At 71.4% G+C, this 13,379-nt stretch carries 13 protein-coding genes; 10 read left to right on the top strand and 3 right to left on the bottom strand.

Features of this window, described 5'->3' with window-relative positions:
- Positions 1–11 precede the first annotated feature (11 nt).
- Positions 12–1,355 carry a hypothetical protein gene (locus Dvina_RS16625; protein WP_223103377.1) on the bottom strand — a complete coding sequence of 448 codons (1,344 nt, stop codon included), beginning with the start codon at positions 1,353–1,355 and terminating at the stop codon, positions 12–14.
- A gap of 392 nt (positions 1,356–1,747) precedes the next feature.
- Here Dvina_RS16625 and Dvina_RS16620 point away from each other — a divergent pair, with 392 nt between their 5' ends.
- Together Dvina_RS16620 and Dvina_RS16615 are read left to right on the top strand one after the other, a co-directional pair.
- Positions 1,748–2,893, top strand: a complete 1,146-nt coding sequence (locus tag Dvina_RS16620) for an endo-1,4-beta-xylanase (RefSeq protein WP_246656261.1) — start codon at positions 1,748–1,750, stop codon at positions 2,891–2,893.
- Between the two features lie 300 nt (positions 2,894–3,193).
- Positions 3,194–4,285, top strand: a complete 1,092-nt coding sequence (locus tag Dvina_RS16615) for a sialidase family protein (protein ID WP_223103375.1) — start codon at positions 3,194–3,196, stop codon at positions 4,283–4,285.
- A gap of 52 nt (positions 4,286–4,337) precedes the next feature.
- Here the strand turns inward: Dvina_RS16615 and Dvina_RS16610 are convergent, their stop codons facing one another.
- Positions 4,338–4,919 carry a DUF998 domain-containing protein gene (locus tag Dvina_RS16610; RefSeq protein ID WP_223103374.1) on the bottom strand — a complete coding sequence of 194 codons (582 nt, stop codon included), beginning with the start codon at positions 4,917–4,919 and terminating at the stop codon, positions 4,338–4,340.
- A 142-nt stretch (positions 4,920–5,061) separates the two neighbouring features.
- Between Dvina_RS16610 and Dvina_RS16605 the strand changes: the two genes are divergently transcribed.
- From Dvina_RS16605 to Dvina_RS16560, 8 genes are all read left to right on the top strand, one after another.
- Entirely contained in the window at positions 5,062–5,553 is a 492-nt protein-coding gene (locus tag Dvina_RS16605) for a hypothetical protein (protein WP_223103373.1), read from the top strand.
- A gap of 75 nt (positions 5,554–5,628) precedes the next feature.
- A complete protein-coding gene (locus tag Dvina_RS55195; protein WP_223103372.1) occupies positions 5,629–6,450 on the top strand; it encodes an Hsp70 family protein in 822 nt (273 codons plus the stop codon).
- Positions 6,357–7,496, top strand: a complete 1,140-nt coding sequence (locus Dvina_RS54260; protein WP_281428414.1) for an Hsp70 family protein — start codon at positions 6,357–6,359, stop codon at positions 7,494–7,496. Before Dvina_RS55195 ends, Dvina_RS54260 begins: the two co-directional genes overlap by 94 nt.
- A 334-nt stretch (positions 7,497–7,830) precedes the next feature.
- Positions 7,831–8,358: a SigE family RNA polymerase sigma factor gene (locus Dvina_RS16580; RefSeq protein ID WP_223103369.1), complete on the top strand. Its 528-nt coding sequence runs from the start codon at positions 7,831–7,833 to the stop codon at positions 8,356–8,358.
- Complete coding sequence (locus Dvina_RS16575) at positions 8,355–9,542, top strand: hypothetical protein (protein ID WP_223103368.1); 1,188 nt, start codon at positions 8,355–8,357, stop codon at positions 9,540–9,542. Before Dvina_RS16580 ends, Dvina_RS16575 begins: the two co-directional genes overlap by 4 nt.
- A 109-nt stretch (positions 9,543–9,651) precedes the next feature.
- Positions 9,652–10,248, top strand: a complete 597-nt coding sequence (locus tag Dvina_RS16570; RefSeq protein WP_223103367.1) for a hypothetical protein — start codon at positions 9,652–9,654, stop codon at positions 10,246–10,248.
- A 179-nt stretch (positions 10,249–10,427) separates the two neighbouring features.
- The gene (locus Dvina_RS16565) at positions 10,428–11,012 is read left to right on the top strand and encodes a TetR/AcrR family transcriptional regulator (protein ID WP_223103366.1); all 585 of its coding nucleotides are present in this window, start codon (positions 10,428–10,430) and stop codon (positions 11,010–11,012) included.
- 769 nt (positions 11,013–11,781) lie between these two features.
- Positions 11,782–12,513, top strand: a complete 732-nt coding sequence (locus Dvina_RS16560; RefSeq protein ID WP_223103365.1) for a cutinase family protein — start codon at positions 11,782–11,784, stop codon at positions 12,511–12,513.
- A gap of 406 nt (positions 12,514–12,919) precedes the next feature.
- Here Dvina_RS16560 and Dvina_RS16555 read toward each other — a convergent pair whose 3' ends face one another.
- The gene (locus Dvina_RS16555) at positions 12,920–13,264 is read right to left on the bottom strand and encodes a hypothetical protein (RefSeq protein ID WP_223103364.1); all 345 of its coding nucleotides are present in this window, start codon (positions 13,262–13,264) and stop codon (positions 12,920–12,922) included.
- Positions 13,265–13,379: the final 115 nt, after the last annotated feature.

The raw sequence follows: 13,379 nt of genomic DNA, 5'->3' as shown, positions 1-13,379 counted from the left end.
GAATCGCGGTGTCAGGGAGCGAGCTCGGGATGGGATAGACGGCCCGCGAGCCGGTCGAGATCGGCGAGGTGGCGGCGCGCGGTGTCCGCGGTGGCCGGGTCGGCCTCCAGACGGTGCAGCGTTTCCCGGCCGCGCGGATCGTTGCGGAACGCCAGCCCGACGGCGGCGGCCATCCGGGCGGGTGGGTGCGGGTCGCTCAGGTGCTCCGCGAAGACGGCGTGGAGCTGCACGGTGTCGAGGTAGGAGTCGGCGAGGACCTGCAGTGCCGCCGTGCGGGCGTCGGCGTCCGGGTCCGCGGCAAGCTCGATCAAGGTGGTGATGACCGCGGGCACTGGAGGATGCGCCTGGCCGCGCAGCAGCGAGTTGCGCCGCGAACCAGTGGCCACGACCAGCTCCGCGGCGACCCGGGCACGGACCGACGCATCGTGGTGCCGGGCGTGCGGCAGGATCTCGGGCAGGTCCGTGCCGGGCCGGGCGCGCAGGGCGTACTCGGCGAGGGCGCCGATCAGGCTGTCGAGCACAGCCGGGTCCGGCTCGTCGCGGACCCGGTCGGCGAGAATGTCCGCGGCCGGGGCGTCGAACGGCCGCTCGTCGAACGACAGCCCGTGCAGGATTTGGGCCGCGAGCAGCCGGTGGGCGGCCGCGGGGTGGGTCAGCCGGGCGGCGAGCCAGTCGAAGACCCCGGCGTCGCGCTCCGCGCGCTGCGTGATCGTCGCGTGGACCTGGCTGTTGTCCCACGAATCGGGGTCGGCGGTGTGCACGGCCCGGTCGGCCAGCTCGTCGTTCGACGTGACGATGCCCAGGTGCGCTTCCAGCAGCGTGACCACCGCGCGGTGCGCCACCCAGACCTGGCCCTGACGGCCGCCGGTGGTGCGGACACGGATCCGCACCACGGTAGAGCCGCCGTCGTGCCACGCGAACACCTGATCGCGCTGCACCAGTGTTGCCGGGGTGTCCGGTGCGTTGAGACGGCGACGGAGCTCCTGTTCCGGGTCGACTGTGAGCCAACTCCGAGCCAGATCGAGCGCCGCGCGCAGCGACGACTCGGGAACCGAGGGCTGGTGGAACGAGCTGCCCGGCTGCGGCAGCACCGTCAGCAGCATGTTCCAGGCCCCGTGATCCGCGAACCAACCCACCGCGTCGACGCCGTCGGGCCAGGCGCGATACAGGTCCGCACCGGCCCAGAGCAAGGAATTCACGAGCTCGGGCCGTCCGGTGTCGGCCGCCTCCCGCAGCAGCGCACTGCCGGTCTCGCCGCGCAGATCGACGCCGGGCAGTGCCTCCAGCAGCTGGTCGAGCCGCTCGACATCACCGGCCCGAATCGCGGCCACCAACAGTTTCATCGCGATCATCATCGCCGATCCGACCCCGCCCGTCCGACCCCGCGTCAGTGGAGCCCGGCGGGGATCGGGCCGATGAGCGGCTCGTGTCGATGCGTGAAAGGTTCCGGAGTTCGGGCGGCCGGCGGCGAAGGCCACGCCACCACTGTGTCGGCGGATGTCGCCGGCCTGTGCCGTGCGGGATTCCCAGGTCTTCGGCGGGCAGGCGCCGGTCCCTGGGGATGCCGTGCTCGAGGTGCCGGCGTTGCGTCGCAGTGCACGCAGGGACCGGCGCTGAGGTGGCGCGGTTGTCGACATTGACGCTTGTCGAACGCGTCGATATCCTCGCCCCGAAACTTTTGCTGAAGTTGCGAAAATTTCGGTACTCCGTACCGGAATCCCTCACGCCACCTTCAAGGAGGCTCACGGTGCGATCACGCCGTCTGCTCACCATCGCAGCCGCGCTCGCGGGGCTCGTCCTCACCGGAAGCACCGCCGCCAGCGCGGTGTCCGACCACTCGGGCTTCCGGCCGCCGGCCGACTCACTGCGCACCCTGGCCGCACCGATCGGGCTGCGCATGGGCACCGCCGCGGTCCCGTCCGAGCTGGCCGCCTACGGGCAGATCATCGGCGACCAGTTCTCCGTGGTGACGCCCGGCAACGAGATGAAATGGCAGCTCGTGGAGCCGACCCAGGGCACCTACGACTGGTCCGGCGGCGACAACCTGGTCGCGTTCGCCCGGGCGCACGACCAGCTCGTCCGCGGGCACACACTGGCCTGGCACAACCAGCTGCCCACCTGGCTGACCGACGGCGTCACGAACGGGACGATCAGCAACGACCAGCTGCGGGCGTTGCTGCGCAAGCACGTCACCGACGAGGTCACCCACTTCCGGGGCAAGATCTGGCAGTGGGACGTCGCCAACGAGTTCTTCACCGACAGCACGCCGTCGCAGATGAACCCCAACGACTTCTGGGTGTCGCACCTGGGGACCGGCATTCTCGAGGACGTGTTCCGCTGGGCACGCGCCGCCGACCCGCACGCGATCCTGTGCTACAACGACTACAACATCGGCGGCGAGGACGGCAGCAACGCCAAGGCGGACGCGGTCTACGCGTGGGCCAAGCAGGCGCTGGCCGACCGGGTGCCGCTTGACTGCATCGGCGACCAGGGCCACCTGGACACCCAGTACGGCTTCTCCGGCACGCTCATGCAGCAGGACCTCCAGCGGTACGCGGACCTGGGCCTGAAGGTCGCCATCACCGAGGCCGACGTCCGCACGTTCGTCAACAACGCCACCGACAACGTGCCGACCGATCACCTCGCGGTCTTCGCGCAGCCGTTCGAGTACGACCAGATGCTCAAGGCCTGTCTGTTCGTCCGTCAGTGCATCTCGTTCACCATCTGGGGCCTGACCGACGCCAGTTCCTGGATCCCCGCGGTCTTCACGGGCGAGGGGTACGCGCTCATCTACGACATCAACCTCAACCCGAAGCCGGCGTACACGGTCATGCAGCAGGACCTGCGTCTGGCCACGGGTGGCGCACCCCGCCGCGCGGGCACCGGACACTGATCCAGCCCGCCCCGCACCTCGGCGTCCGATGGCGGTGCCCGGTCCGCGATCCCGGGCCGGGCACCACCGCACACAGCGGGCGGCAGTAGGCCGTTGACGGGGTGCCGAGGTTGCCGACGTGTCCGGCTCGGCGGCGATCGGCGCCTTGCCGGCGGTACCCACTCCACTCATGCCTTTGGTTTTGTCTTTGGAGGGACCTTGCAGGATCAACGTCACGGCCAACCGCACACATCCACTGGTCCGCAGGCACCGGGAGGTGCGAGCCTGTCGCGCCGGACACTGTTGGGTGCGGGCGCACTCATGGCCGCCGGACTGCCGCTGAGCTTCGCCGAACCGGCGGCAGCGGCGCCGCCGGCACCGCGGGGCGAGGCGCCGTTCGGCCCCGTGGTCGTCACCGACCCGGGCGGCGGCGCCGCCTACGCCCGCGCGGTGCGGCTCGAGGGCTCACGCACCTGGCTGGCGTCGTACCAGCAGTTCGGCGCGGCCGGATTCCCGATCTTCCGCAGCACCGACGACGGGCACACCTGGCAGCACCTGAGCAACGTGCCCAGCACCGGCGACGCGGCCGGGGTATGGCTGCAGCCGGCCTTCTACGAGCTGCCGCGCCCCTTCGCCGGGCTGCCCAGGGGCACGCTGCTGTTCGCCGGCAACGACCTGGGCGACTTCACCAGTACCAGGATCGAGCTGTACGCGAGCCGGGACCGCGGCCTCACCTGGCAGCACCTGAGCACCGTCGCGCAGGGCGGCCCGCCGAACCCGAACAACGGCGGCACCCCGGTGTGGGAGCCGTTCCTGCTGCTGCACAACAACCGGTTCGTCGTCTACTACTCCGACCAGCGGGACCCGAAGCACGGGCAGAAGCTGGCCCACCAGACCAGCACCGACCTGCGCACCTGGGGACCGGTCGTCAACGACGTGGCGGACCCCGACTACGACCTGCGCCCGGGGATGACCACCCTGGCCCAGATCAACCCCCGCCTGTGGATCCTCACCTACGAGAACGGCAACGACAAGACCGGCAACCCGTACGCCGTGCGCTACCGCCTGGCCCGGGACCCGGAGCTGTTCGACTCGGCCCCGGACTTCGTCCTGCACGACCAGGACGGCTACATCCCATCGGCCGCACCGACCGTATCCTGGTCGGACTCCGGCGGACCGGCGGGCACGATCGTGGTCACCGCGAACAGCGACCAGGACTTCTTCGTCAACCGGCACGGCGGTGACCCGCGCCGGTGGACACGGGTGACGTCACCCGTCCCCCGCGGCTACAGCCGCCAGACCATCCCCCTGGACGGGCCGGGCCCACGCCGGGCGCCGGGCCTCGTCTTCGTCGTGACCGGCCCGCCCTACGCCGTGGACGGCCCGATCCAAGCCGGCGTCGTACGGATCTGACGCGACCCCGGTCGCCGGCTGCCACCGGCGACCGCAGCCACGCATCGCAGCGTCAGGTGGCACGCTGTTGACGAGGCGCCACCGTTGGCCGAAGCTGCTGGAGGACGTGCTGGGCGGTGAGCACGACCCAGATCGCGTAGGTGAGGAAGAGCAGCCGCGGCGGCCAGCCCTCGGGTGGGATGACGACGGACAGTGCGTAGTGGCCGAGCAGCCCGGCCAGCGGTAACCACTTGCGGCGGCCACCGGCGAAGAGCGCTGCGAAGGGCAGCAGGAGCAGCGCACTCAGGCCGGCGATCACGTGCAGTGTGCCGATCGTGGACAGCCGGTCCAGCGGTGTGGAGACCGGATCCGCGACGAAGACGCCGACACCGGCCGTGCCGGCGGCGCAGATGACGAGCAGCACCCCGGCCGTGCGCCCAGGGACCGCAGCGGCCAGCGCGGCATAACTCAGCGCGCAGGCCAGGAAGGCGGCGACGGCGATCCAGCCGGGCCGGCCGATGGCATACTCACTGACCGGCTTGTGCGTGACATCGATGTCGGGCCGCGCTACGACCGCGGCAACGAGCAGGAGCTGGTAGGTGACGATGGCGGCGGCCGCGAGCCGGGCGGCCGCTCGTCGCGAAGAGTCGTTCACGCCCGGTACGTCGGAGCTCGGCGCTGTATCCGGACACGCACGCCCTGACCGACGGTTGTCCGGGGCGACTGGCCGGTGGCGTCGGTGCCGCGTTGGCGTACCGGCATGATCGCTACGGACCCCTGTGGCGGGGTACGCGTTCGTGGTGTCGCCTGACGAGCGATACCTGGCGCTGGTCATCGACTCGGGCCGGTCCGAGCATGGCTACGAGCTGTTCCAGATGCAGCCGACGTTCGCGCACATCGGTGGCCTGGCGCCGGCAGCGGGTAAGGCGAGCGCGCCGGTGTTCTCCCCTCGCGGGGACTGGGTCGTCTCGTTCGTGGCGGACGGGTTCCGGGTTCGCGGCACCGGCGGGCACTTCACGGATCTGTTCGCCAAGGGACCCGGCGTCCGGGTCATGCTGGACTGGGCACGCCTGCACGTCCTGCACCTGCCCGACGGCGTGTGGCACGGGGCCGACGTCGGCGTCGAGATGCCCGTGTCCGCCTATCCGCACGAGTACATGGACTGGGGGACCGAAGGCGCGGTGCGGTTCTCCGCCGACGACGTCGTGGTGCTGCGGATGCCGTGGCAGGCCGAGGTCGCCGTCCCGCTGCCGCCACCGGCGGTGATCACCGCCGATCGGCGGATCTGATCCAGGGCTGCGCGGGAAGTGGGGCGGCTGGTCGGCCGGGTCAGGCCGCCGGCCGGAAGCCAGTACGCTGACGGCGTGCCCGCGGACTGGTTGTGCGTCGACTACGGGACGTCGAACACGGTCGCTGTGCTCCGCCACGCCGACGGGCGGCAGCAGCCGCTGCTGTTCGACGGCTCGCCCTTGCTGTCCTCGGCCGTCTTCGCCACCGCCGACGGCCGCGTGCTGACCGGGCGCGACGCCGAGCGCCACGCCCGCAGCGAGCCCGGCCGGTTCGAGCCCAACCCCAAACGCCGGATCGACGATGCCGACGTGCTGCTCGGCGACCGGCCCTACCCCGTCGCCGAGCTGATCGCCACCACGCTGCGGCGGGTGGGCGCGGAGGCGCGCCGGGCCCTCGACGCCCCGGTCGGCGGTCTGACGCTCACCCACCCGGCGTCCTGGGGCGGGCCGCGCCGCTCGGTCCTGGCCGACGCGGCCGCGCGAGCCGGGCTGCCCGCCCCGCACCTCGTCGCCGAGCCGGTGGCGGCCGCCGCATTCTTCACCGCGGTCCTGGACCACCGCATCGGGACCGGCCGCAGCATCCTCGTCTACGACCTGGGCGCCGGCACCTTCGACGCCAGCGTCGTGCAGCAGACCCCCGACAGCTTCCGGACGTTGGCGTACCGTGGCCTCGACGGCATCGGCGGCATCGATCTCGACGCCGTCGTGGTGCGGCACGTCGGCGGCATCCTGGGGCCCTCGACCCGCAGGCCTGGCATCGGCTCACCGGCCCCGCGGACGCCGCGGACCGGCGGCAGTCCGCGCTGCTGTGGGAGGACGCGAAGCACGCCCGCGAGGCGCTGTCGCGGGAGTCGAGCGCGCCCGTGCACGTGCCGCGGTTCGACCGCGACGTGCTGATCACCCGGGAGGAGTACGAGCGGGCCGCCGCCGCGCTCCTGGCCCGCACGGTCGACACCGCGGCGGCGACCCTCCGGGAGACCGGTGTCCCGCCCGCCGACTTCGCCGGCTGCTTCCTCGTCGGCGGCGCCACCCGCACGCCGCTGGTCGCCACCCTGGTCCACCGCGCGCTCGGGACACCCCCGATCGTCATCGAGGAGCCTCAGCTCGTCGTCGCGGCCGGCGCCGCCCACATACCGGCCGACGACCTTGCGCCGCCCGCGCCCGCGCCCAACCCGCCCACGCCAACCGTGCCGGTGCCCATCGTGCCGGTGGTGCCGGACTCCCCCGGACCGGACCCGTCGGAGCGCCCGGCGAGCTCGCCGGGCCCGCGGACGCCCCCGCCGCTGCCCCGGCGGACGAAACTGCTGTGGGTGGCCGCGATCGTCGCGTCGATCGTCGCCGTGACGGCCGTCGCGCTCGCGAACCGGGACGGCGCGGCCGGCGATCCGCAGGCCCTCGAGACCCCGAGCCAGCCCACTACGACTGGCCCGGAGGCCACCTCCCCGGTTGAGTACTGCCACCGCGGCAACTGGACCGACAGACTCAAGGCGCTCGATACCGTTGTCACCGGAGGGAGCGAGAACGTGTCGCACCTGTACCCGCTCCAGACCCGGGAGACGGCCATCTTCGGATGCCAATGGCGGTACCAGCAGGCCATCCCTCCGGCTCGCGTGGACGTGACGGTCGCCCGCTATGCCACGGCCGCCGAGGCGGAGAGCAGCTTCGGCTCGGCGGTACCGGCGACTTCGGGCAGCACCAAGGAGTACGACGTCAAGACGATCAGCGGCTGCGGGGCGCGGACGTTGCGGTGGGCGCGGCACGACGCCGCTGACACCCAGCAATACACCACGCTGGGGGTCACTTGCCTCGACCACGACCGGAACCTGAGCCTGCTGCTCCGGCCGATCGACCCGCAGAGCACGCTGTTCTTGTCGCCGTGGGAGCGCGAGAAGGCCTTCGATGCGCTGCTGACCGCCGCGACCAACGCCCTCACCGTGCACTGACCGGCGCCGGCCGGCTTGCTGTTCGCCACGCGGGACCGACCTGATCGCAGGCGGTCTGCACGCTCTACAGCGTGGCAAAGTACGGCTCGGCGGTGTCGTACGCCGCGACGGTGCACCCGCTCCACGGCGATCGTCCGCTCGACGGCGCCCGGTGCCGCTGGGCACCCTCGCCGTCGGCGGCTGCGGATGGAGCCGCACTCACCTGGGCTGTGTCACGGAGAGCGGCATCGCGGTCCGGCGGCTCGCCGGCTGACGGGGCGAAAGCTGTGACGATCTTGAACCTGGCGCCCGGCCGGCGGCATCGATCAGGGAGACCACACGAGGGAGGCGGCCGTTGCGCGCCGAACAGGATTACGTCGCTTACGTCGAGGCCCGGCTGCCGTCGCTACGGCGGGTTGCGCGCTTGGTCGTGGGCGACGGTCACCGGGCCGACGACGCGGTGCAGGACGCGCTGAGCGTGCTCTACCGGCGGTGGGGCAGGCTCACCGACGTCGCGAACCTGGACGCGTATGTGCACACGATGGTCGTACGGGCGTGCCTGAGCTACCGGCGGCACCGGTGGGCCCGGGTGCTGCTGCGCGACGATCCGCCGGACACGCCCGTCGAGTCCGGCAGCCGGCAGGTCGACGAGTGGCTCACGCTGCGGGCCGCCCTGCACCGGCTGCCGGAGGCGCAGCGGATGGTCGTGATCCTGCGGTACCTCTGCGACATGCCCGTGGCCGAGGTCGCGAAGGTGCTCAAGTGCTCCGAGGGGACCGTCAAGAGCCGCACCCACCACGGGCTGCAGGGCCTGCGCAGCGCGCTCCTCGAGGACGCGCCTGCCCGCGCCACCGTCATCACCCACCGCAGGGGGCAGGCATGATCGAGGAGACGCTGCACCACTACGCCCGCCAGGACGTGCCCATGCCGCCGCTGCCCGTGGCCCAGGTGCTGGCCGAGGCCCGGCGCCGGCGCCGCCGCCGGCTGCGGCGCATAGGGGCGGCGGCGACCGCGGCGGCTGTGCTCGCGGTCGTCGGGGCCGTCGCGGTGGCCCGCACCTTCGCGGGGCCGTCGATCACCGCCGCCGGTCCTGGGTGCGCCGTTGAACGGCTGCCGCTGCCGCCCGGCGTCTCCGGCGGCGTGATGACCAGCGGCATCGACCCGTCCGGCCGGCTCGTCATCGGCAAGACCGGCGACCGCAACGCGGCCAAGGCGCTGCTGTGGAGCGGCGGCGCTGTCGCGGTACTGCCGGAGTCGTTCGTCCCCCAGGCGGTCAACGCGGCGGGGATGATCGTCGGCTTCACCGGGCCCGACCGCCGGGGCGACGACGCCGAGCAGCGCCCCGTCGCCTGGGACGGCACCCGCCTGATCCGGCTGCCGCTGCCCGACGGCGCAATCGGCGGCACTGCCTACGCCGTCAACGCGGGCGGCGACGTCCTCGGCACGCTCGTGCGTGCCGACGGGACCTGGATCGCGGTCTCCTGGCGCACCGCCGGCGGCGCCGCGATCGTCTCGGTGCTGCCGGGCCGGTCGGGCCTCGGCCTCACCGACGCCGGCGTGGCCGTCGGCGTCGAGCAGTCCGGCGGCCGCCCCGTGCGCTGGACGCCCGGCAGCCCGGCCGTCGCCCTGGCACGCCCGGCCGGCACCGAGAGCAGCGCCCCGCGGTCGGCCGCCGGGGACTGGGCGGCGGGCCCGGCGTCCAAGCCGCCGACCGGCGACAAAAACGCGGACTTCGCGATGCTGGCGGCCCGCTGGAACCTGCGCACCGGCGCCGTCGAGCTGATCCCCGGCATCAGCGGCGAGTGGGTCAGCGGGTCGGGCGCGGTGGCCGGCCTCACGAACCAGGGCGAGCCGGCCGTGTGGCGGGACGGCCAGGTCTACGTCCTGCCGATGCCGGCGGACTTCGATCCGGGCGGCAGCATCGTCGCCGGCCTCACCGCCGACGGGCACGACCTGGCCGGCTCGGTCAACGGCCCGGTCGTGGCCGGCGCCACCGGCACCGTCGGCGACCACAGCGTGCCCATCGCCCCAAACAACACCGTGCCGGTGGTCTGGCGCGGCTGCTGACCGAGCCGACGTGGCCCGGCGGAAGTTTCACGGACGGTGCGCTGGTCGCAACGAGCGACCGGCGGCCGTTCGTTGCCGCCGGGTCACCGCCGCCTTACCGTCCGCGTCCATGACACGCCGTTTGCGGCAAGCTGGTGTGGCGGTGCTGACCGTCTGCGCGGTGATCCTCGGCCTCGGCGTCCCGGCCGAAGCCACGACCATCTGGGAGCTCAAGGACGGCTTCGAGGGCACGGAGTCGCTGTGGTTCCGCGACGGGGGCGGCCCGGAGGACTGCCCGAAGTATCGGACCTGCAACCCCGTCGAGGTCATCGACAACGAGGCCCAGGCGCATCGCGGCACCCAGTACGCCTCGATCCTCAACAACTCCGGCTACGGTGCCAACTGGCTGTCCTTCGGCCGCCGCGTCGGCCTCCCGGCGGGCGCGACACAGTGCCAGCTGACCGTCTGGACCAATATCGACTATGCCCGGCAGACCCCCGTGACGATCAGCATCGACGTGTTCCGGGCCGACAACCGGGTCTACGAGATGAACAAGCAGGTCCAGCTGACCGACCTGAGTAAGGTCGGGACGTGGCGCTACCAGACCACCGGCTACTGGAACGTGAGTGCGCGGGACGTCGTCTTCCGCGTCGTGCTCGTCGGGCAGGAGTGGGGCGTGGTCGGCATGCGGGTGGACGACCTCACGGTGACGTGCCGGGTCGCCTGACCACGGCCTACCGCGGCGGTGCAGGTGTGGGGTCCGACCGACCGCGACGCGCCAACCGTGACAGTGGCGGCGCCGTGCACCACCGCAACCCCGAGCCCGGGTGCCCGCCGTGTCAGCCTGACCTTCTTCATGGTTCCGGCGCTGACGACCATCGAACGGCACTGGTACTTTCTGATTCGATGGTTCCTGACACTCATGGTCGACGCATCAACGATGCCCAGCGGACCCGGCGGGCTATCAGTGAAGCGCTGCTCAACCTGCTCCAAGAGGGGCAGCGCCGGCCAACCGCGGACGCGATCGCCGAACGGGCCGGCGTGTCGCGACGAAGCGTGTTCGTCCACTTCGCCGATCTCGACGAGCTCTACACCGAAGTCGCGGTCGTGCAAGGCGAGCGCCTGTCGACATTCATGAAGCCGATCGCCACGGACCTGCCGCTGACCGAGCGGATCGACCAGTTCCTTGCTCAGCGCCAACGGATCTACGAGACGATGACCCCGATTCGCCGGAGCGCGATCGGCGCCGCGCCGTTCTCCCGGACGCTGGCGGACATCATCGACCGGTGCGACGCCTGGCTCAGGGACCAGATCGCCGAGGTTTTCGCCACCGAATTGGCCGGCCGCGAGCCACGCGTGTCGGCCGCGCTCGACGCCGCGGTGAGTTGGGCGTCCTGGTTTCACCTGCGCCGCCTGAGCCAGGCCGAGGTGCACCAGTGCCTGCGGTGCGTGATCGAGGCGCTGCTGAACGACCGGTCGAACCCAGCCTGACGGCCCTCCACTGTGGACGGCAGGCCATCTCGCCACGGCGGCGCCGCTCGACGCTGGATTGGGCGGCCACCGCCGGATAGCCGGCCGCGGCGAGCATGGACGCGGCCGCGATCGAGCCGGCCACCTTGTCACTGAATTCCCTCAAGCCCTGGATCAGCGGGCCAGCAGTTGCGCCCCGACTCGGTTGACCAGCCCGGCCACGGGCAGCACGAACGGAATCCGCCCGTATGGTCCGGCCAACGACGGGTCGACGCCTCCGGCCGTTGCCCTGCCCCACATCCGTGTCGCGACGTGGCGACCCACGATCTTCAGCTTGACATCGACTGCACTGTTAGTGCAATAGTTTGATACGTGCTTATGCCTATCGCGGATCGGACGTGGCAAGGCGACGTCACGATGGAGGACCTCCTCGGCGGTGACGTGCCCCAGCGCGTGGCGCACCCGGTCGCGGACGGTGTCGCGGTGGTGACCCCACCGATACCGCCGAGTATTTCGACTCGCTGCTCGATCAGACACTCGCGCTGACGAACGCAGGCGCCTACCTCGACGAGGTCATCCACACAGTCAGCCTCAGCGGAGGAGCTCGTCGCGTTCAGCCGTGATCGGCTCGCCCATCACCAGGTACCCCGCAGGTCACCATGCTCGACCGGATCCCACTGACCTCGCTCGGCAAGCCCGACCGCGAGCACCTGCGAGCCGTGGTGGTCGCCACCGAAGTGAAGCAACGCGTCCCAGAACCGCTTCAACTGTCCACTGAGGAGTGTCAACCGTGATTGCCGGCACCCGGCGGATGCGACCGTCCACCCGTATTCTGCTCATCGGCGCCGCCACCCTGGCGGCCGTCGGTATCGGCGTCAACCCGGCCAACGCTGTGCCCTACACCGGTTCCGGCTGCGCGGCGGTACACGTGATCACCGCGCGTGCATCCACCGAACCGCTTGGCGAAGGCATCAGCGGTGCGCTGGTCACCCAGATCGTGAACAGCAGCACCCAGACCGTCAGCCGGGCCGCCGTCGACTACCCCGCCACACTCCTCAACTATCCGTCGAGCTCGGCACAGGGCGTGTCGGCGTTGACCGCGCAGCTCACCGCGCAGGTGCAGGCCTGCCCCACCCAGAAGATCATCCTCGTCGGATACTCGCAGGGCGCGCACGTCGTCGGCGACGTGCTCGGCGGCGGTGGCGGTGGCGGGTTGGGTGCGCAGACCCCGCCGATCAGCACGTCGATCGGCGACCACGTCCTCGCGGTGATCCAGTTCGGCGACCCGCGACACGTCGTAAACCAACCCTACGACGTCGGCACCTCGGCCAACGACGGCCTGTTCCCCCGCTCGGCGGCCCAACTCCAGGCGTTGCTCCACTACGCCAGCAGGATCCAGTCCTACTGCGACAGTGACGATCGGTTCTGCGACCACGGCACCAGCAGCCAGGTCCACATCACGTACCTCGACCGGTATCAGAATGCCGCCGCGTCGTTCGTCCTGCAGAAGATCGGCGGATAGGCCCACTCACCAACACCACACAACGGCCGCCGGGGCCGTCGATCTGACGGGGATCGGCGGCCTCTTCCGCGTTCGAAGCCCGCCTCCCGCTGCTGTGCGATGTCTGGCGGGGGAGCCGCGGGACAGGGGTAACGACTCATCCACCATTCCCGTCGAAGCCGCACCCCGAGGACAAGGTCGCCAACGTCAACCTCGTGCTGGGCATCTATCTGCTTGACGGAGCGGGCAAGCGCACACGCAGGCACGCTGACGCACCTCGTCGCGCGGAAGCAACCTCAGGTCAGGTCGATCTGCGGTGATGGCCTCGGTCCGGCTGCTGGCTGGTTCGGCGCTGGACCAACCAGGCGCTATGTGTTGTCACCGCCCGAGCCGGCGGCCCAGCGGGCGGTGCGCCCCGAGGCCTCTGCTACTCGGCGCGTGAGTGACCGCGGCGGGCTGCGGCCTGGGTGGCCGGGTCGACCTCGTGCGCCAGCTGTGCCGCGGCGACGGTGCGGCTGGCGAGGTCGGTGAGGTCGAGGCCGACCTTTTCCAGTTCACTGATCATTCCTTGGACGGAGCCCAGCAGACGGTGATATGCGTCGGCGCCGCCGGGGATGTCGCCGAACGCTTCGCGGGGGATCAGCCCATCGAGGAGCTGGGCACGCAGTTCGGCGGGTTTGAGGTTCTGTCGCAGTTCGCTGGCAGCGTTTTCCAGCCGCAGCGGGTCGAAGACTTGCCGGCCGTTGTCGGTCCATCCGTACGCGTCGCCCACCGTTGTTTCCTCCCTTGTGTCCTGCCGGCGGGGTGGTATCCCCTGGCGCATTCGCTGCTGCTGCCGGCGATGACCTCGGTCCGGCTGCTGGTTGGTCCGGCGCTGGACCAACCAG

Origin of the sequence: Dactylosporangium vinaceum (genome assembly GCF_019904175.1) — a bacterium.
In the GTDB taxonomy this organism is placed as follows: Bacteria; Actinomycetota; Actinomycetes; order Mycobacteriales; family Micromonosporaceae; genus Dactylosporangium; species Dactylosporangium vinaceum.
Note: the sequence above shows the minus strand (reverse complement) of the source record. Positions and strands in the feature narration are given on the sequence as shown.